Below are 17342 nucleotides of genomic sequence, written 5' to 3' on the forward strand. Positions count from 1 at the left end.
AGCGCTTCGAAAAATGCGGGGCGGGGATTTTTACGCGCGACGCATGCGGCGGGGCGCCGGAAGCGGCGCTTCGAACCGGCGCCTGGAACCGACGTTTAGAACCGCCGCGTGAGCCAGCTGCGCGCCTGCTCGCGTTCCGCCGGGTTCGCCTCCACCGACGCCTCGAACCAGAAAGCGCCTGCCACGAGCGTGGCTACCACAATGCCGTCGCGAAACAGAATGCGGTTGCCTGCCACAGCCGGCACGCGTTCGCCGACCAGCAGCGTGCCCGCCAGATTCAACGGATCGGTGCCGCCGACGCAGACAAAAGCACCATCGTTCGCATGCCTGCGTACTTCGCGCAACAAGGGAATCGCTTCCGGCAACGCGAATTGCTCGCCGGCGAGTCCATTGACGAAACGTCCGCCGCGGATCACGCCGCGCGCCTCCAGCCGCTGATACACACGCAGCAGGTCGCGCCACGGCGGCAGCCAGTCGGCTTCGCGCGCGAGAAGACGCCAGAAAACGACGCCGTAGCGCCGCAGCAACGTCATCGCAACGTGTTCGAGAATTTCCGGCGGTAATGAACGCCGTTGTAGCGGTGATTGCGCCGGCGCGTCCGCTTTGGCATCGCTGGCCGACGCGCCGGCGGCCAGCGAAGTGCGCCGGTTGACGAGCGCCCAGCGTCCCGCGTCGTCCATTCCTCCGATCAAAGCCGTCGAGCGCGCGCGCCGGCTGCCTGCATACGCATTGCGTTTCGCGGCCGGTTTCAGCAGCGCGCGCAGACCCGCGAAACTGTCCGAATTCACGAGACCGGCCGCCACCAGCTCGCCGAGTGCGCTTTCCAGCTCGATACGCAAGACGCGAAGCTCGTGCAGCAGTTCGTCGAAGAACATCGCGCCATGTGCCGAGAGCAGGTCGTGAACCGCTTGCGCCCGCGCCGACAGTTCCGGTTGGCGCGCCGGATCGATCAGCGCGCTCCAGGCGCGCACCTGCGCGCGCGGCAGCAGCACGACAGGCGTGCTGCGCACCGGACCGGCGGCGCTGCGCGAGCGCTCGGTGAGCCGCGTCCAGACGATCTTGCCCGCACGACATAGTTCGTCGAGCGAAGTATTGGCGTACGCCTTCACGCGCGCCGGCAGGATGTCTTCCTCCCACGCGCCGGCGGCGGCCTCGAAGCCTTCCAGCTGATCCAGCACGGCCGCCAGCGCGTCGCGGCCCTCGCTGCGCGTATCCGGCGTCAGATGCTGCCATTCGAACAGAAAGCGCATGAAATCGTGCCGCTCCACCGGCTCGATCTCGCGGCGCAAACGCTTGACGGTGTAGCGGTGAATGCGCGCGAGCAGGTGCCGCTCGCACCATTCGTCGGCGGTCGCCTGGCGGGTGAAGCGGCCGCGCATCACATAGCCTTCGGCTTCGAGTCGTCCGAGTGCCTGTTCGACCGAGGTCTCTGGCAGCCGCAGCGCGTCTGCAATCGCGCTCGCGGGCAGCGGGCCGAAACCGGTGAGCCGCGCGCGCAGCACGTCGAGCAGGGCGTCGTCGGCGCTCCACGCGTCGGTGAAACCCTTTGGTGCGTTAAGCGGCGGCGTGAAGCGCGGGCCGTTCGTGTCGGGATAAAGCGCGGCGAAACAGGTCAGCCGTTCGGCGGGCAGCCACAGGGCGGCGTCGGCGGCGATGGGCAGACGCGTCGCGCGGCCGGCTTGCGCAAGCGCTGCGAGCCATTCCGGCCAGCCTTCGTTGCCGCGCGCCTCGGCTTCGGTGATGCACGCGAGACCCGTGAGCGCCTCGTGCATTTCGTCGACGCTCTGTGCTTGCGGCCACGCCTCTTCGCGCACGCTGGCAATGGCGTCGGCGTCGAGCGCACCCAGGTCGTCGGCGCTCGACGGATCGGTCCAGCGGCGGTTCAGCACAGCCTGCGTGCGGCGTTCCTCGATCGGCGCGTCGTCGAGATACGCGTAGGGCTTCGCATTGAGGATTTCGGCGGCGAGCGGCGAGGGCGCCGGGAGATCGCGCGCGACGAGCCGCACGTCGCCGCTTTCTATGCGCCGCAGCAACGCGATCCAGCGCTCGCTGTCCATCGCGTCGTGCAGGCAGTCGTCGACGGTCTGGTCGACGAGCGGATGACGCGGCAATTCGCGCTCGCCCACCACGTTCTCCAGACACGCGGCCTGCTCGGGGAAGACGCTCGTCAGCAGATCCTCGCTGCGCATGCGCTGCAATTGCGGCGCGGTTTTGCGTCCACCGGTGTAGCGCGGCAGGCCGAGCGCGGTGGTCGCGTTCCAGCGCCAGCGCACGCCGAAAAGCGGCGCGTCGAGCAGCGCCTGAATCAGCAGATGCTCGGCGCTGTTCGAATGCAGATAGCGCCACACTTCGTCGAGCACGAACGAGTGGCTGCCGGTCAGCGACAGCACGATCGCGTCCTCGGTCGCCGCGGCTTGCAGTTCGAAGTTGAACTGGCGGCAAAAGCGCTTGCGCAGCGCAAGGCCCCACGCGCGGTTCACGCGGCTGCCGAACGGCGCGTGAATCACGAGCTGCGTGCCGCCGGATTCGTCGAAGAAACGCTCCATCACGAGCGTGTCCTGCGTCGGCAAGACGCCTAGCGCGGCGCGAGCTCGGGCAAGGTAGTCGACGATCTGGCGCGCGGCGGCTTCATCGAGGCGGAGTTCGGCGACGAGCCAGTCGATCGCGCGTTCGAGACGCGTGGGCATGGGGTTGGGCGCGTCGGCGGATTCGCCGGCCGCGTTGGCGGTGGCGGCCGCGGCGGGGCGTGCGTCGGCGGGTTCCGCTGCCAGCAGGCGCCCGATCTGCTCGCGCAGCCGCGCGACGCCGAACGACAGCTCGTCGCTGCGGCCGGGCGCCTCGCCGAGCCAGAACGGGATGTTGGGCGGCTGGCCTTGCGCATCCTCGACTCGCACCCGGCCGCTTTCGATCCGCAGAATCCGGTACGACGCGTTGCCGAGCTGGAACACGTCGCCCGCGAGGCTTTCGACCGCGAAGTCTTCATTGACCGTGCCGATAGGGATCGCCTGCGGCTCCAGCACGACCGCATAGTCCGCGTTTTCGGGAATCGTGCCGCCCGACGTGACCGCGACGAGTTTGCCGCCGCGCCGGCCGCGCAAGGTGCCGCTCACCACGTCGCGGTGAATATAGGCGGCGCGCGGCCCATGGCGGCTCGTGTAGCCTTCGGCGAGCATGCGCAGCACCGCGTCGTACTGCTCGCGCGTGAGGTTCGCATAGGGCGCGGCGCGGCGCATCAGTTCGAACAGGGCGTCTTCGCTCCATTCGGCGCTCGCGACCTCCGCGACGATCTGCTGCGCAAGCACGTCGAGCGGCGCGCGCGGAATGCGCAGCGCGTCGAGCTCGCCGCGCCGCACGCAATCCAGCAACGCCGCGCATTCGATCAGGTCGTCGCGCGAAGTCGGGAAGAGCCGTCCTTTCGGCATGCCGCCCACATGATGGCCCGAGCGCCCCACGCGTTGCAGGAACGGCGCAATGGCGCGCGGCGAACCCATTTGACAGACCAGGTCGACGTCGCCGATATCGATGCCGAGTTCCAGCGAAGCCGTGGCGATCAGCACACGCAAGTCGCCGCGCTTGAGCCGCTGCTCGGCGTCGAAACGATGCTCTTTGGCGAGGCTGCCGTGGTGCGCGGCGACGGCGTCCTTGCCGAGCCGCTCGGTGAGGTGACGCGCCGCGCGCTCGGCCATGCGGCGCGTGTTGACGAAGATCAGCGTCGTGCGATGCAGCGCGACGAGTTCCGCGAGGCGGTCGTAGACGCGCTCCCACACTTCGTTCGGCATGACGGCTTCGAGCGGCACGGGCGGAATCTCCAGCGCCAGATCGCGCTCGCGGATATGGCCGACATCGACGATCGCGCAATCGGCCGGCATCTCGCTGTCGACACTCGCGCCTCCTACGAGAAATCGTGCAACCGCGCTCACCGGCTTTTGCGTCGCGGAGAGGCCGATGCGCGGCAGACGCCGTCCGCACAGCGCATCCAGCCGTTCGAGGCTAAGCGCGAGATGGCTGCCGCGCTTGCTGCCGGCCAGCGCATGAATTTCGTCGACGATTACCGTGCGCACCGTCGACAACATGCGGCGGCCCGAATCCGAGCCGAGCAGCACATAGAGCGATTCGGGCGTGGTGACGAGAATGTGCGGCGCGCGCTTTTTCAGCGCGTTGCGCTCCTGCTGCGTGGTGTCGCCGGTGCGCACGGCGGTGCGGATGTCGAGCGGCGGCAGCCCGCGCGCGTGGAGTTCCGCGGCGATGCCTTGCAGCGGCATCTGCAGATTGAGACGGATGTCGTTGGAGAGCGCCTTGAGCGGCGACACGTAGACCACGAGCGTTTCGTCGGGCAGCGCGCCGTTGCCCGCGAGGCCTTGCTGGACCAGATCGTCGAGGGCGGACAGGAACGCGGTGAGGGTTTTGCCGGAGCCCGTCGGCGCGGCGACGAGCGTCGAGCGGCCTTGGCGGATGGGCGGCCACGCGGCGGCTTGCGCGTCGGTCGGCGCGGGGAAAGTCTTCAGGAACCAGCCGGCCACGGCGGGATGAAAGCCGGCCAGGGCGCCATGCGCTGGGCTGCGGTCAGGCGACGGCGCGACCGCGAGCTCGCGCGGCGGGTCGGCGGTGGCGGTGGCGGTGGCGGTGGCGGCCGTCGCGGCCGTCGTGTTGGTGGCTGAATTCATACGCGATCAGATGGGGGCGCGAGGCCCGATATCCAGACCACACCGGGTCCGTGTGTTTGCGTGAGGGCCGCAGGATCCGAAGTCAGTCTCGCAGGTTTTCGCGGGATTTGCCAAACGCCGGGGAGGCGCCGCCGCGCCGCGTGCGCTTTTCGGCGCGCGGGCCGCTCGCCTGCTGAAGCCGGCCGATTGCAGTACTCTGTACGGCTCACCTGTCCACTCATCCACGATGGAGTTTCGACAATGCGATACAACCAGCTTGGGCGTACCGGGATTTTTGTTTCAGAGCTGTGTCTGGGCACGATGACCTTCGGCGGCGGCGAAGGCATGTGGAAGCAGATCGGCGACTTGCAGCAGGCGGACGCCGAGCGGCTCGTCGGCCGGGCGCTCGACGCGGGCATCAATTTCATCGATACCGCCGACGTCTACGCCGAAGGCCTTTCCGAGCAGATCACCGGCCAGGCGCTGAAAAACCTGAAGGTGCCGCGCGACAAGGTGGTGGTCGCCACCAAGGTGTTCGGTCCGACCGGCGAGTTTGCGAATGCGCGCGGCGCGTCGCGGTATCACATCATCGACGGAATAAAGGCGAGCCTGAAGCGCCTGCAGCTCGACCATGTGGACCTGTACCAGATTCACGGTTTCGACCCGGCCACGCCGATCGAGGAAACCGTGCGTGCGCTCGATACGCTCGTGCAGCACGGCCACGTGCGCTATGTCGGCGTCTCGAACTGGGCGGCGTGGCAGATCGTGAAGGCGCTTGGCATTGCCGAGCGACTGGGGCTCGCGCGTTTCGAGACGCTGCAGGCTTATTACACGGTCGCGGGCCGCGACCTGGAGCGCGAACTCGTGCCGATGCTGCAAAGCGAAGGGCTCGGGCTGATGGTGTGGAGTCCGCTCGCGGGCGGGCTGCTGAGTGGCAAGTACGGACGCGAGCAGCAGGGCGAGGCGGGCAGCCGGCGCACGACGTTCGACTTCCCGCCGGTCGACCGGGAACGCGCGTACGGCTGTATCGACGCGATGCGCGAGATCGCCGAGGCCAAAGGCGCGTCGGTCGCGCAGATCGCGCTCGCCTGGCTGCTGCACCAGCGGGTGGTGAGCTCGGTGATCGTAGGCGCAAAGAAGGTCGAGCAACTGGACGACAACATCGCGGCCACGGGCGTTACGCTCACCGCCGATGAGCTGGCGAAGCTCGATGGAGTCAGCGCCTTGCCTCCGGAGTATCCGGGCTGGATGCTGGCGCGCCAGGGCGAGGCGCGCCGCAAACAGCTGGAGGAGGCGCGGCGGGTGGGGTGAGGGGAAGGCTTAACCCGCCACCCCCGCCGAATACGCCGCCACCGCATCCATTGTCCGCGCCGAGTAAACCATCGCCGCGCCGGCATTGATCGCGACCGCCACGCCGAGGGCTTCCGCGATTTCCTCGCGGGTGGCGCCATGCTTCAGCGCTTCAGCCGTGTGCACGGTGATACAGCCGTCGCAGCGCAAACTGACCGCCACCGCGAGCGCAATCAGTTCGCGCGTCTTCGCGCCCAGCAGATCGTTTTTCTGGCCCGCTCCCGACAGCGCCTGATAACCCTTCACCGTGTCCGGCGACAGCTTGCCGATCTCGCCGATGCGTCCAAACAGTTCCTTCCGGTATTCGATCCAGTTCAGCATGGTACTGCTCCTTCGTCTGTTGCGCGCCGGCGGTTGCCGGCGTCGTGGGACACAGTATTGCGCCCTGCGGCGATATCCTGAATACTCGGTGGGCTCAACTTTTAGCGCGGACGTCTCATGGACACGCTCAGCCGATTGCTCGACCTCGCCCGGCCGCAGGCCAGCCTCGATCTGCGCTGCCTGCTCGCCGGCGCATTCGACGTCGACCATGCGCCGATGGAGCCGGGCATCGCACCGTTTCATCTGGTGCTCGGCGGGCAATGTGTCGTGGAGACGGCGGACGGTGCCCAGGTGCCGCTCCACACCGGCGATTTCATGATGTTTCCACGCGGCGCGGCGCATCGCGTGAGAGATACACAGCGCCGCGCGGCCGCCGCGCCGCTCGCGATCACTCACGACGGGCTGCTGCCCATCAAACACAACCAGCCAGGCGGGAGCGACGAACTCGCGAGCAGCACGACGATCGAATCCGACCTCGACCTGCTCTGCGGCCGCTTCGTCTACACGCCGGGTTCGTCGGCCTTGTTGCTGAACGCGCTGCCGGATCCGTTCCATGTGCCGCTCGGCGGCACGCACGCGCTCGGCTCCTTGCAGGCGCTCATCGGGCTCATGCGCGACGAAGCCGGTCAACGCCGGCCCGGCGCGCTTGCCATCGTCACCGCATTGAGCCATGCGCTCTTCACGATGGCGCTACGCGTGCACGGCGAGGCGGCCGGGGCGGCGCCCGGCATGCTGGCGCTGCTCGCCGATCCGCGTCTGGCGTCGTCGGTGCAGGGCATGCTCGGCGCGCCGGAGCGGGCGTGGACCATCGCCGAACTCGGCGAGCTGGCCGCGATGTCGCGCGCCACTTACGCGCGGCGTTTTAACGAACGCGCCGGCATGACGGTGATGGACTTCCTCACGCAGATCCGCATGACGATCGCTTGCGATCTGCTGCGCCGGACCCAGCGCAGCGCGGCGGAAATCGGCGAGGCGGTCGGCTATCAATCGGAAGCGGCGTTCGGCAAGGCGTTCCAGCAAAACGTCGGCGTGACGCCGGGGCGCTACCGGCGGCTGCCGCACGACGGCAAGCTGGCCGACGCTCACGCTCAATAAGGCAGCGTCGGCCGCTCGGCGCACGGCGCCGCCTCCGGCGTCCAGCTATGCGCCGCTCACCGCCCATCCCCTCGCGCACCGAACCAACGCTTCTCCACCACCGACATGAGCCACGCGATCACCAGCGCGCACACCGTGCCGAGCGTGACCTCGCCGAGGCGCAGCAACGCTTTGTCCCACGCGGGCCCGATGCCCGGCACCAGCAGCATGATGGTCGCGGTAATGCCGCCGAGTCTCGCGGCGCTGCCCACGTTGACGAGCCAGCAGATCACGATGGCCGCCGCCACCGTCGCGCCGTAAGCCGCGAAATACCCGTGGCCGAGCGTCGCGCCCGCGAGCCCGCACAGACCGCCGACCATCGCGCCGATGAACTGGTCGCGCGACAGCTTGCGCGTGTCGATATAGCTGTGCTGGCTGACTGCGATGGCGGTAATCGCAGCCCAGAACGCCTGCTCCGTATGCAGCGCCTCGCCGATGCCAAACGCGAGGCTCGCGCCCGCCACCGCCTGGAACGCCATTAGCCCCCCTTCGGCGAGCCGCTCGGCGAACGGCAGCGATTTCAAAAAGGCGAACAGCGACTCGCCGGCGCTCGCGCGTCGGGTTCGGGCTGGAGGGTCGGAGGGCGTCATCGGCGGGAAAAGTGGGAGGCAGGCGGAAGCGGCGAAGGCGTCCGTATTCTAGCTTTCGCGACGACGCAGCCGGCGGTAGTGGTTCATCAGCGGCGTCGCCGATACGCCGTGGATCACCACGGAAGCCGTCACCACCGCGAGCGCGAGCGGCATCAACGGTTGGATGTCGGCGGCGGGCCCGTGTTCGAGCGCATACGCGAGGTAGTAGAACGAGCCCACGCCGCGAATGCCGAACCAGCTCATCAGGCGCCGTTGCGTCGGCGAAGCGGCCGAGCCCAGCAGCGACAACTCCACCGAAGCAGGCCGCACGAAAAAGAACAGCGCCACGATGAGCGCAAACGCGTGCCAGGTGAAGAGCGGCGCGCTCAACGTGGCGAGCACATTGCCGACCATCGCCATGATGATGACTTCGGCGATGCGCTCAAGCTCGATCGTAAAGCCGAGCACCGATTCGGTCATGAACGCGTGCGCCTTGTCGGGATCGGACGCGGTCGCCTCGACATCGGCGGAATCGACCGTGCCGATCGCCTCGCGCGGCGAGCTGCCGCCGCTCGCGCGATGTTCGACGCGGCGCATGGACACGCCCGCCGCGAACACCGCGAGAAAGCCGTAGGTCTGCGCGAGTTGCGCCGCGCCGAACGACAGGCCGATCAGCCCGAGCGCGAAAAAACCCTCGAGGCCGAGTGCATGCGCATAGCGCATGCGCAGCCAGGCGACCGCGTGCGTCGTGGCCCAGCCGAGCAGACCGCCGATGGCAATCGCCCCCAGCACGCCCCACGCGGCGGCGCCGACGAGCTTCAGGTTGAGCACGTCGCCCGCGCTGGCCCCGTGCATCGCGCAAAAGGCGAGGCCGACCATCGCGAAAGGCAACGCGATGCCGTCGTTCAGGCCGCCTTCGCCGGAAAGCGCAAAGCGCAGCAGATCGTGGTCGCCCGGGTTATGCACCTGGACGTCGTGAGCGAGCACCGGGTCCGTCGGCGCGAGGATCGCGGCGAGCAGAATGGCGGGCCCCCAGCCGAGATGCAGCACGTACACGCAGAAGAGGGCGAGGAGCGGCACGGTTGCGAGCATCGCGAGAAAGCCGAGGCGCAGCGGCACGGTCCACAGCTTGTCGAGCACGCCCACGCGCAGGCGCAGTCCGATCGCGAACAGCGACACGAGCAGCGCGATTTCGGTGAGGGTGCGCAGCAGGTGCGCGTCGGCGCTCATGTCGAGGTGCAGCAGGCCGAGGCCCGGCGGCCCGAGCGCGTAACCGATCGCGAGATAGACCATCGCCGCGCTGACGGGCAGCCGGCGCAGGGTCGTCGCGGCGAGGCCCATGAAAACGAGCACCGCGCCGACAATGAGGAACCACAGAGTTTCGTGCATGGGCATCCGATTAGGGCGGCACGCGAACGGCGCATTGCGGGCCGGGTAGATGGACGCGCGCCCTGACGCATCGCGTGAACGCACGCGCGCGCATGCGATGCGTCAGGGCGCGTACGAACGCGGACAACGGCGAATGGATGCGGACGAATGCGGCTTCAGGGCGCGCGTCCAAACGCTTCGCGCAGCTTGCGCTTGGCTTGCTCCAGCGTGGCGCGGCGAGTTTTCGGCAGGTTGCGGCCCGCGCGGTTAATGTAGAAATTGAGCATCGACATCGCCGATTGGAACGGTGTGCCTTTGCGGCGTCGGCTTCGGGTCGACGACTGCTTCAGCGATTGCGCAATCTCTTCTGCATTGCCGGTCTTGAAGATGTCCGGCTGGAGATCCATCGCATCGCTCGTTTCCATCACATGATGGGACCACTTGCGCCCGCTCTTGCCGCTGCTTTTGCCGTTGTTTTTGCTGACACGCGCGCGCGACGCCTTCCTGCGTTGCGCGGCATGCGCGTGCGCATGGCGTTGGCGTGGCGGCCGTCCCGCCTTGCCGCGCGCCTGCGGGCGCGCCGCTTTACTGGCGCCGCTGCGGGTCGTCTTGCGGGCGGCCTTGCCGGTGGCTTTGCGGGCAGCCATGAAACGCGCCTCCTTGTCAGGTTGTGTCTGCGCTCGCGTCATGCGATTCGCGCGAGAGTCCGTGCAGGTCCGTGCGCCGGACGCCGCAGCGCTCGCCGCGAGCACGGCATGCCGGCACGTCGCCGGCATGCGGCGTGAAGCGTGCACCGCTTCACGCCCTCGCCGCAGACTCGAAGGTTAGAGCTTGACGCCGCCCGTTTCAGGCGCGTCCGACGATCCCGCCGGAATGTCGCCGATGCTGGCGTCGTCGCGCATCTCGAAGCGGTCGCGGCTCCAGTACGGCTCGCTGCCGTAGTACTGGTGGACCGAGGTGGCCCAGGTCGTGTCGGCCATCGACGGCCAATGGTCCTTGTCGAATCCCGGCGCGTTTTTCACGCGCTCGGCCGTCATGTTCAGCACGAAGCACTTCTGCTCGGTGTCGAGGGTGAGCGCCTGCCACGGAATGGCGAGCAGTTTGTCGCCGATGCCGAGAAAACCACCGCTCGACAGCACGGCATAGGCAACGCGGCCGGAGCGCACGTCCAGCATGATGTCCTTGATCTTGCCGATATCCTCGCCGTCGCTGCTGAGGACCCGGTTGTCGTCGAGCGTGTCTGCCGCCATGACGTCCGGGCCGGGGCCTTCCGCCGTGGCGCTGCCTTTACCGACGATGCGCGCGCCTTCCATGCCTTGCGTCCGACTTTGCATGACCATGATCTGCCTCCTTCGCAGGTTAAGGGTGACGAACGGTGCAGCAACGCGCGTTCCTCGCCGCGTCGGGCGAGTCTTCGCGGGGCGCGATGGCGGTATCCGGCGGCGGCTTCGTCCGCGGTGGGCTGCCCGCGCGCCAACCCGCACGTAAATGATGCGTGCGCGGTTGAAAATCCTGCGCCGCTGCTAACGCGCGCGGGTTTCGCGGCACGCGTCCTCGGCATGGGGAATGCTCAATCAAGGGTGAGCACCATGAATCGACGCACTGCGGGAGACATCATCATGAGCAACAGAATTCACTATCAGTCGAACATCTGCGGCGGCGATTTCGCGCACGTGCTCGAATGCTTTCGTGACTGGAAATCGCAGACACTCGTGTATCGCAGAGATCAGCGGATGTTCGAGGGCAAACGGGAAGTGAGGCCGTTGACGGAAGACGTGTTCGCAAACGGCGAGATTGCGCACGATGCCCTCGCGCGCGTTTGCGAGCCGGGCGACCCGTACGCGCTCGCCGCCTAAATCCGCGACGGCGAGCGCGACGTATGGCTTGTCATGGCCGCGTTCGAGGAAGAAGCTTGATTCGTAGGCCGAATTATTGCGGCAGCGCTGTCAAAACGGTCAATTGACGGCTGGCTTCTCCGCGCGCGGCGTAGCGCCGGCGTGCTCGCTGGCGGCGCGCCGCACGGTCCGCGCGCGGGTTTTTCCAGCGACTTTCGCGCGGGCTCCGCGGCCGGCTTTCTCGCCTGTGGCTTCCACAGCTGCCTTGTTCGCCTGCTTGCGAATGGCACGCGACTTCTGCAGCAGCGTCGAAATCGAGCCGTTGATGCTGTCCGCAGCCTGCGCCTCGCGCAGCTTGCGGCCCTTTGCGCCCGCCTGACGCGCAAGCTTCGCCGCGCGCTTTTCCGCATGCGCGAGCAGGGCGGCAAACGCCACTTCGTCGACCTTGAGCCCGCGTCTGGATTGCCCCGGGGGCAGGCTCTGCAATTCGTCGGCTTCGAACGCGCTGATGACGGCGGGGTGGATATAGCAGCGCCGGCACACGGCGGGCGTATTGCGCAGCAGGCTCGCCACTTCCTTGACGGTCGCGACGATATGGCGGCGCGCCTCCGCGGCGCTTTCGCACACGAGGCGGCGCAGCGTCGCGAGTGCATAGACGCTGCCGGCCCACGTGCGGTAGTCCTTTGCGGTGAAATCGGCGCCGCTCGCGCGGCGCAGATAGTCGTTGATGTCGGCGGATCCGACGGTTCGGCGGGTGCCGTCGTCGTCGAGATACTGGAACAGGTCATGCCCCGGCAGTTCCGCGCAGCGCCGCACGATGCGCTTCACGCGGGCGTCGTCGACAGTGACGTCGTGCTCGATGCCGCTCTTGCCGCGAAACTTGAAGCGCAGCTGCCCAGCTTCCACCTTCACATGCTTCTTGCGCAGCGTCGTCAAGCCGTATGACTGATTTTCGCGCGCGTACTCGACGCTGCCGATGCGCACGAGCGTCGTGTCGAGCAGCCGCACGACGGCGGCGATCACCTTGTCGCACGGCATGCCGGGCAATTCGAGGTCGCGCGCCACGCGAGCGCGAATCCGCGGCAACGCGCGGCCGAATTCGGCCATTCGTTCGTACTTGTCGGCGTCGCGCGTTTCGCGCCAGCGCGGGTGATAACGGTACTGCTTGCGCCCGCGCATATCGCGGCCGGTGGCCTGGATATGGCCGCGCGGGTCAGGGCAGATCCAGACGTCTTCATAAGCGGGCGGAATCGCGAGCGAATTGATGCGCTGGATTTCCGCCTCGTCTTCAATGCGTTTGCCTTCGACATCGAAATAGGCGAAGCCGTCTTTCTCGCGCTTGCGCGTGTAGCCGGGCTTGCTGTCGTCGGCATGGCGCAAACCGGGCGGCATGGCGGCGGGCGCGGCCTGCTTCGCGCTGTCGTCGGGCGATGCGGGGCCGTTCTGAGTGGTGCTTTTCGTTGTAGCCATCTTTCCAGGTAGAACTTTCAAGCGTGAAGCGCATGGCGCCAGTGATGGCGCGGAGCAAGCCCGGTGCCTGGCCGCGGGGTCGGCATGCCGCGGGCGGAACGGTCCTTGCGACGAACGTCATACGTATCAATCCACAACCCAACAAAGGAGAGCGCCATGAGCAGTACGCTGAATCCCGATGAAGAGCCGCAACAGGTCGTGAAGCAAACCTCCGGCACGACGGGCACGTTGGGACCGAGCGATTCGTCCGATAGCGGCAGCGATGTCGCCGGCGAAAAGCGGCATGAGTTCGACGTGGACACGGAGCTCGACAATCACGCGCTCGAAACGGGTGAGCTGGAACTCGGCAGCGACACCGATCGCGCGGGGACCGGCGAGCGCGCGTCGGCCGACGGCGATTCGACGCTCGACCCGGATCGCGACATCGAGCCGGATCGCATCGTGACGCCGCCGGGCGCGGACGATGCCGAGGGCCTCGACGAGGACCCGAGCGGCCTGTGATGCGACCGCGTCACGCATGGATGACACACGCATGACAGACGGCTGCGGCGCTGTACGCCCCGTCCGACGGGCCGTGCAGCCGCATCGGAAGGTTGCGCGCAGGCATGCACAAGCGCAGGCACGTGCCTTGCTGCCGCATGGTCAACAGTTGCTGATGACGAGGAACTGCCGCGTTTGTGGCGGGCAGCCTCGCATTCAAACGAAGGAGAGAACGCATGGCAAACAGCCTCGACGGTCTGAAAGTAGCGGTACTGGCAGTGGATGGTTTCGAACAGGCAGAACTGGTCGAGCCGAAACGCGCGCTCGCCGAAGCCGGCGCGACGGTGCATGTGATTTCGGAGAAGCCCGGCAAGATCCAGGGCTTCAAACATGTGGACAAAGGCGACACGGTCGACGTGGATGTGACGTTCGACAAGGCCACCGCCGACGACTATGACGCGGTCGTCTTGCCGGGCGGCGTGGTCAATGGCGACGCGATCCGTCTGCTGCCGCAGGCGCAGGCGTTCGTCAAGGCAGCCGACAACGCGAAAAAGCCGATCGCGGTGATCTGCCACGGCGGGTGGCTGCCCGTGTCCGCGGGGATCATCAAGGGACGCACGCTGACGAGCTGGCCGAGTCTGCAGGACGACATCCGCAATGCGGGCGGCACGTGGGTCGACCGGGAAGTGGTCGAAGACAACAACCTGATTTCGAGCCGCAAGCCCGACGACATTCCCGCATTCAACAAGGCGCTGATCGGGCAACTGTCGAAACGCAAGGCGGCATGACGGGCGCCGCGCGTTTGGACGCAAGCGCGAAGGCACCCGCACGAGAAGCGCCGGTGGCTCGGTAAGCAAGGGAGAAAACGCATGAAACTACGGTATTCCCTACAAGTGATGACTGTCGGGCTGGGTCTTGGCCTGGCGTCGGCCGGCGCGGTCCATGCGCAGGCAAGCGACGCCCCGGCGAGCGATGCGCCCGCAGGGGGCACGCAACTCTCGCCCGCGGACCAGCAGTTCATTCAGGACGCCTCGCAATCCGACGCCACCGAAATCGCAGCGAGCAAGATCGCGCTGAAGAACTCGCGCGATCCCCGTGTGAAAAAGTTCGCACAACAGATGATCGCCGACCACACGAAGCTCTCGCGCAGCATGGCCGCGCTCACGGCGAAGAAGCGTGTGCCGGCGGCGCCGGCTGCCGATTCGGCGCTCGTGGGCAAGCTGCAGACGCTGAAGGGCCAGCAGTTCGACGAGGCGTACGTCGAGCAGGTCGGCGTCGAGGCGCATCAGCGGGCGGTGGATCTGTTCCAGCAGCAGAGCCAGAGCGGCACCGATCCGCAACTGAAGGCCGCTGCGGCGCGTGCGCTGCCGATCATCCAGCATCATCTCGAGATGGCGAAGCAGCTCGCCGGCACCATGAAGGGCTCTTCATCATGAACGCAATCCTGCCGCGGCCTGCCTATGAGGATTCTCTTATGCAGATCACTTTTCCCGACGACAAGCCGACCTTCGACGGCGCGAACCTGACGGTTCGCTTCATGGCGCGCGTGGACGGCGAACCGGTTGTCTGCGCGATTACCGTCGAGGCGCTCGAAGATCACTTCGGCGCCGAATCACCGCTCGAAAGCGCGTTGATGGAGGCCTTCGACAAAGGCCGCAACCGGATCCGCTCGGTATGCGCCGAGGCGCTCGACCAGAACAACGGCGAGGGCGTAATCTTGCATAGCGGACTGTTCAGAGTGGAAGGCATGGAACCCGATCGCGGCACTGCCGCCTAGCGCCGCCGCTCCTCGCCACGAGGCGCACCGCAGTTCGCGAGCGTCGTCTGTAAAAACGCTATCACGATGCAAGGAGGCCTTATGTCACTCATCGTCGCAGCACGCTTTACGACTTTCCCCGCCGCCGAGGAAGCGGCACAAAAGCTCTTTAACGCAGGCTTCGTCGAAGAAGACGTCACGCTTTTCTTCGTCAATCCGCGCGGCCAGCATGCGCGGTTTCCGATCGGCGGCGACACCAGCACCGACGCCGGCTCGAAAGGCGCCCCGAAAGGCGCGGGCCTCGGCGTGACGATCGGCGCGGTGGTGGGCGCGATCGTCGGCGTGGGCATCTTCGCGGCGTTCTCGGCGCCGCTGCTCGTCTCGGTGATTGCGGCGGGCGTCGGCGCCTATATCGGATCGCTCGCGGGCGCAATGTGGCGCACGCGCGAGAGCCCAGAGGCGGGTCATCGCACGCCGTTTCACGAAGAGACGCGCGATTCCGGCGTGCTGGTCGCGGTGCACGTCTCTCCGGACAATCAACTGGAGGCGGCGCGTGTGCTGCGGGAGGCGGGCGGCGTGTCCATTGAACGGGCGACCGGCCGCTGGCAGCAGGGCCGCTGGGCCGACTTCGATCCGCTGAAACAGCCGGTGCCGCTGAACGAATACAGCGAAAAGCGCGCCTGATTCGCGAGCTGCGAGTCTGAAAGCAACAAGGGCCCGGCGTTTGTCGGGCCCTTCTTTTTTGCACGCGGGAAACGTGGAAGCGGCCGTGCGGCTCGCTGTCTGGATACCTTGCGCTTACACCCACATTTGTGCAGCGCCGCGTTTGGGCAATGGCAGCGGCGAGTGCTCTGCAGGATGCTGGTCGCGCGCCGCTTCGCACGCTGCCGGAACGATGCCGTTGCCAGACGGCTCGCATGACGAAGGCGCCGCGTCGACGCCGCGCGGCGTGCTCGTCGCGATGCCGTGATCGGGTTGCACGTGCTCGCGAATCTGCACGACGGCCGCCGACGTGACTATCGCGACGGCGACCAGAAACTCTGCGCCAGTGGTGTTCATGATGGTGTTCTCCCTGTCGTTGTTGCTGCCCGTTCTTTTCAATTCGTCGGTACGTCGTGCGGTTTTCGCGTGATGCGCTGCGTGACGTCGCGCGGGGCAAGCGTAAGGAGCAACGGTTATGCCACCCTGCGTCGCCTTGTCCGGCGGGCGTGCGCGCGGCTCCCGGCGCGTCGCGCCGCGCAACATTTACGTTGGCTCGCAACAATGCGCAGGCGTGGTCAGCGGCCCGCAGGCGCGCCTCCGACGCCACGCTCCAGGCACGCGCCATGCGTGAGTGGGGCGAACCCCGTTGCTCATGCAGTTCATCACACAGCAGACGGCACGCGCATCGCACGATGCGCACAGGCCGGCGACGGATTCCGCGATTAACGAAACCCTGGAGGTATTGAATGGCTACGAACGTTGTTTCCGTGCTGAACGATCTCGTCGAAACGTCGAAGGATGGAGAGAAGGGCTTTCGCAAGGCAGCCGAAGACGCGCACGACGCCCAGTTGAAAACGCTCTTCCTCACACGCGCCGATGACTGCGCGCGCGGCGCACGCGAACTGCAGGACATCGTTCAGCGACTCGGCGGCAAGCCGGAATCGGGCGGCAGCGTGAGCGGTGCGCTGCATCGCGGCTGGGTCGATGTGAAGTCGGCGGTGACCGACCGCTCCGACCATCAGATCCTCGTCGAGGTGGAGAAGGGCGAGGACGTCGCAAAGAAGAACTATCGCGATGCGCTGGACAAGGAACTGCCTGCCGACGTGCGCGCGATCGTCGAGCGCCAGTATCAGGGCGTGCTGCAGAACCACGACCGCGTGCGCGATCTGCGCGACCAATATGCTGCGAAGAGCTGACGCCCGACTCGCGGCGGTGTGAATGCAAAAAAGCCGTCCGCGAGGACGGCTTTTTTTTGCTGGCGGCGAGATGACTTATTCCGCGGCGATTTTCAGGCGGTTCTTCACGCTCGCTACGCCCTTCACGCCGCGCACGACTTCCTGGGCGGCGGCTTTGTCGTCGGCGGAAGGCACCGTGCCCGTGAGCCACACGACGCCCTTGCGGGTCTTCACGTGGATATGCGTGGACTTCACGTTCTTCGCGCCGAGCAGTTCTGCCTTGACTTTCGTGGTGATGGTGCCGTCGTCGAGGTGCTGGCCGAGGCTTTCCGACGCAGCCGGCGGCGCCGAGGCGGCGGTTTGCGCAGTCGCGTTCAGTGCGAATGCAAGACAGGCGATGCTGCCTGCGGTCTTCAACAACTGGATGGTCTTCATGGTTTCTCCTTCGGGTGTTGATGAAAATTGCGGTCTTGTTGCCTGCGGTCGATCGCGGCGAAAGCCGCCGATGACTCGCGTGGGATCGTTGCCGCTACGGTTCC

General features: G+C 66.9%; 18 protein-coding genes. 9 read left to right on the forward strand and 9 right to left on the reverse strand.

What is annotated here, in order from left to right:
- Nucleotides 1-95: 95 nt before the first annotated feature.
- A complete protein-coding gene (locus tag ACEN8U_RS07045) occupies nucleotides 96-4664 on the reverse strand; it encodes a DEAD/DEAH box helicase (protein WP_310107556.1) in 4569 nt (1522 codons plus the stop codon).
- A gap of 240 nt (nucleotides 4665-4904) precedes the next feature.
- On the opposite strand from ACEN8U_RS07045, the gene ACEN8U_RS07050 reads away from it, so the two are divergent.
- On the forward strand, nucleotides 4905-5954 hold the full coding sequence (locus ACEN8U_RS07050; RefSeq protein WP_310107557.1) for an aldo/keto reductase: 1050 nt from the start codon (nucleotides 4905-4907) through the stop codon (nucleotides 5952-5954).
- A 9-nt stretch (nucleotides 5955-5963) separates the two neighbouring features.
- Here the strand turns inward: ACEN8U_RS07050 and ACEN8U_RS07055 are convergent, their stop codons facing one another.
- Complete coding sequence (locus ACEN8U_RS07055) at nucleotides 5964-6314, reverse strand: carboxymuconolactone decarboxylase family protein (protein ID WP_310107559.1); 351 nt, start codon at nucleotides 6312-6314, stop codon at nucleotides 5964-5966.
- A 117-nt stretch (nucleotides 6315-6431) separates the two neighbouring features.
- On the opposite strand from ACEN8U_RS07055, the gene ACEN8U_RS07060 reads away from it, so the two are divergent.
- Nucleotides 6432-7409: an AraC family transcriptional regulator gene (locus ACEN8U_RS07060; protein WP_310107561.1), complete on the forward strand. Its 978-nt coding sequence runs from the start codon at nucleotides 6432-6434 to the stop codon at nucleotides 7407-7409.
- A 56-nt stretch (nucleotides 7410-7465) separates the two neighbouring features.
- Here the strand turns inward: ACEN8U_RS07060 and ACEN8U_RS07065 are convergent, their stop codons facing one another.
- The 4 genes from ACEN8U_RS07065 to ACEN8U_RS07080 all read right to left on the reverse strand — a co-directional run bounded on the left by ACEN8U_RS07065 (nucleotide 7466) and on the right by ACEN8U_RS07080 (nucleotide 10725).
- Nucleotides 7466-8038, reverse strand: coding sequence for an FUSC family protein (locus tag ACEN8U_RS07065; protein WP_310107563.1), 573 nt, complete (start codon nucleotides 8036-8038; stop codon nucleotides 7466-7468).
- A gap of 48 nt (nucleotides 8039-8086) precedes the next feature.
- Nucleotides 8087-9406, reverse strand: a complete 1320-nt coding sequence (locus tag ACEN8U_RS07070; protein ID WP_310107565.1) for a cation:proton antiporter — start codon at nucleotides 9404-9406, stop codon at nucleotides 8087-8089.
- Nucleotides 9407-9561: 155 nt separating this feature from the next.
- Nucleotides 9562-10032, reverse strand: a complete 471-nt coding sequence (locus ACEN8U_RS07075) for a DUF3175 domain-containing protein (protein WP_310107567.1) — start codon at nucleotides 10030-10032, stop codon at nucleotides 9562-9564.
- A gap of 177 nt (nucleotides 10033-10209) precedes the next feature.
- The gene (locus ACEN8U_RS07080; protein WP_310107569.1) at nucleotides 10210-10725 is read right to left on the reverse strand and encodes a PRC-barrel domain-containing protein; all 516 of its coding nucleotides are present in this window, start codon (nucleotides 10723-10725) and stop codon (nucleotides 10210-10212) included.
- 279 nt (nucleotides 10726-11004) lie between these two features.
- On the opposite strand from ACEN8U_RS07080, the gene ACEN8U_RS07085 reads away from it, so the two are divergent.
- The gene (locus ACEN8U_RS07085) at nucleotides 11005-11241 is read left to right on the forward strand and encodes a hypothetical protein (RefSeq protein ID WP_413656834.1); all 237 of its coding nucleotides are present in this window, start codon (nucleotides 11005-11007) and stop codon (nucleotides 11239-11241) included.
- A gap of 99 nt (nucleotides 11242-11340) precedes the next feature.
- On the opposite strand, the gene ACEN8U_RS07090 is transcribed toward ACEN8U_RS07085, so the two are convergent.
- Nucleotides 11341-12690 carry a DNA topoisomerase IB gene (locus ACEN8U_RS07090; protein ID WP_310107572.1) on the reverse strand — a complete coding sequence of 450 codons (1350 nt, stop codon included), beginning with the start codon at nucleotides 12688-12690 and terminating at the stop codon, nucleotides 11341-11343.
- A 156-nt stretch (nucleotides 12691-12846) separates the two neighbouring features.
- Here ACEN8U_RS07090 and ACEN8U_RS07095 point away from each other — a divergent pair, with 156 nt between their 5' ends.
- The 5 genes from ACEN8U_RS07095 (at nucleotide 12847) to ACEN8U_RS07115 (ending at nucleotide 15610) form a co-directional block, all read left to right on the forward strand.
- On the forward strand, nucleotides 12847-13191 hold the full coding sequence (locus tag ACEN8U_RS07095) for a hypothetical protein (protein WP_014971853.1): 345 nt from the start codon (nucleotides 12847-12849) through the stop codon (nucleotides 13189-13191).
- Between the two features lie 215 nt (nucleotides 13192-13406).
- Nucleotides 13407-13958: a type 1 glutamine amidotransferase domain-containing protein gene (locus ACEN8U_RS07100; protein ID WP_310107574.1), complete on the forward strand. Its 552-nt coding sequence runs from the start codon at nucleotides 13407-13409 to the stop codon at nucleotides 13956-13958.
- A gap of 81 nt (nucleotides 13959-14039) precedes the next feature.
- Nucleotides 14040-14606, forward strand: coding sequence for a DUF4142 domain-containing protein (locus ACEN8U_RS07105; protein WP_310107576.1), 567 nt, complete (start codon nucleotides 14040-14042; stop codon nucleotides 14604-14606).
- The gene (locus tag ACEN8U_RS07110) at nucleotides 14603-14947 is read left to right on the forward strand and encodes a DUF1488 domain-containing protein (RefSeq protein WP_310107578.1); all 345 of its coding nucleotides are present in this window, start codon (nucleotides 14603-14605) and stop codon (nucleotides 14945-14947) included. The genes ACEN8U_RS07105 and ACEN8U_RS07110 overlap by 4 nt, the downstream gene beginning before the upstream one ends.
- A gap of 81 nt (nucleotides 14948-15028) precedes the next feature.
- Nucleotides 15029-15610: a membrane protein gene (locus ACEN8U_RS07115; protein WP_013590261.1), complete on the forward strand. Its 582-nt coding sequence runs from the start codon at nucleotides 15029-15031 to the stop codon at nucleotides 15608-15610.
- Between the two features lie 114 nt (nucleotides 15611-15724).
- Here ACEN8U_RS07115 and ACEN8U_RS07120 read toward each other — a convergent pair whose 3' ends face one another.
- Nucleotides 15725-15985: a hypothetical protein gene (locus ACEN8U_RS07120; protein WP_310107580.1), complete on the reverse strand. Its 261-nt coding sequence runs from the start codon at nucleotides 15983-15985 to the stop codon at nucleotides 15725-15727.
- Between the two features lie 389 nt (nucleotides 15986-16374).
- Here ACEN8U_RS07120 and ACEN8U_RS07125 point away from each other — a divergent pair, with 389 nt between their 5' ends.
- Nucleotides 16375-16824, forward strand: a complete 450-nt coding sequence (locus ACEN8U_RS07125; protein WP_013590259.1) for a PA2169 family four-helix-bundle protein — start codon at nucleotides 16375-16377, stop codon at nucleotides 16822-16824.
- 75 nt (nucleotides 16825-16899) lie between these two features.
- Here ACEN8U_RS07125 and ACEN8U_RS07130 read toward each other — a convergent pair whose 3' ends face one another.
- Nucleotides 16900-17238 (reverse strand): BON domain-containing protein, encoded by a 339-nt coding sequence (locus ACEN8U_RS07130; protein WP_013590258.1) that lies wholly within the window; start codon nucleotides 17236-17238, stop codon nucleotides 16900-16902.
- Nucleotides 17239-17342: the final 104 nt, after the last annotated feature.

This window comes from Paraburkholderia phenoliruptrix, assembly GCF_047325075.1.
GTDB lineage: Bacteria > Pseudomonadota > Gammaproteobacteria > Burkholderiales > Burkholderiaceae > Paraburkholderia > Paraburkholderia phenoliruptrix.

What these genes read in the sequence shown, in the direction of transcription:
- ACEN8U_RS07045 (WP_310107556.1), bottom strand. Translation starts at nt 4,664, where the DNA reads ATGAATTCAGCCACCAACACGACGGCCGCGACGGCCGCCACCGCCACC.
- ACEN8U_RS07050 (WP_310107557.1), top strand. Translation starts at nt 4,905, where the DNA reads ATGCGATACAACCAGCTTGGGCGTACCGGGATTTTTGTTTCAGAGCTG.
- ACEN8U_RS07055 (WP_310107559.1), bottom strand. Translation starts at nt 6,314, where the DNA reads ATGCTGAACTGGATCGAATACCGGAAGGAACTGTTTGGACGCATCGGC.
- ACEN8U_RS07060 (WP_310107561.1), top strand. Translation starts at nt 6,432, where the DNA reads ATGGACACGCTCAGCCGATTGCTCGACCTCGCCCGGCCGCAGGCCAGC.
- ACEN8U_RS07065 (WP_310107563.1), bottom strand. Translation starts at nt 8,038, where the DNA reads ATGACGCCCTCCGACCCTCCAGCCCGAACCCGACGCGCGAGCGCCGGC.
- ACEN8U_RS07070 (WP_310107565.1), bottom strand. Translation starts at nt 9,406, where the DNA reads ATGCACGAAACTCTGTGGTTCCTCATTGTCGGCGCGGTGCTCGTTTTC.
- ACEN8U_RS07075 (WP_310107567.1), bottom strand. Translation starts at nt 10,032, where the DNA reads ATGGCTGCCCGCAAAGCCACCGGCAAGGCCGCCCGCAAGACGACCCGC.
- ACEN8U_RS07080 (WP_310107569.1), bottom strand. Translation starts at nt 10,725, where the DNA reads ATGGTCATGCAAAGTCGGACGCAAGGCATGGAAGGCGCGCGCATCGTC.
- ACEN8U_RS07085 (WP_413656834.1), top strand. Translation starts at nt 11,005, where the DNA reads ATGAGCAACAGAATTCACTATCAGTCGAACATCTGCGGCGGCGATTTC.
- ACEN8U_RS07090 (WP_310107572.1), bottom strand. Translation starts at nt 12,690, where the DNA reads ATGGCTACAACGAAAAGCACCACTCAGAACGGCCCCGCATCGCCCGAC.
- ACEN8U_RS07095 (WP_014971853.1), top strand. Translation starts at nt 12,847, where the DNA reads ATGAGCAGTACGCTGAATCCCGATGAAGAGCCGCAACAGGTCGTGAAG.
- ACEN8U_RS07100 (WP_310107574.1), top strand. Translation starts at nt 13,407, where the DNA reads ATGGCAAACAGCCTCGACGGTCTGAAAGTAGCGGTACTGGCAGTGGAT.
- ACEN8U_RS07105 (WP_310107576.1), top strand. Translation starts at nt 14,040, where the DNA reads ATGAAACTACGGTATTCCCTACAAGTGATGACTGTCGGGCTGGGTCTT.
- ACEN8U_RS07110 (WP_310107578.1), top strand. Translation starts at nt 14,603, where the DNA reads ATGAACGCAATCCTGCCGCGGCCTGCCTATGAGGATTCTCTTATGCAG.
- ACEN8U_RS07115 (WP_013590261.1), top strand. Translation starts at nt 15,029, where the DNA reads ATGTCACTCATCGTCGCAGCACGCTTTACGACTTTCCCCGCCGCCGAG.
- ACEN8U_RS07120 (WP_310107580.1), bottom strand. Translation starts at nt 15,985, where the DNA reads ATGAACACCACTGGCGCAGAGTTTCTGGTCGCCGTCGCGATAGTCACG.
- ACEN8U_RS07125 (WP_013590259.1), top strand. Translation starts at nt 16,375, where the DNA reads ATGGCTACGAACGTTGTTTCCGTGCTGAACGATCTCGTCGAAACGTCG.
- ACEN8U_RS07130 (WP_013590258.1), bottom strand. Translation starts at nt 17,238, where the DNA reads ATGAAGACCATCCAGTTGTTGAAGACCGCAGGCAGCATCGCCTGTCTT.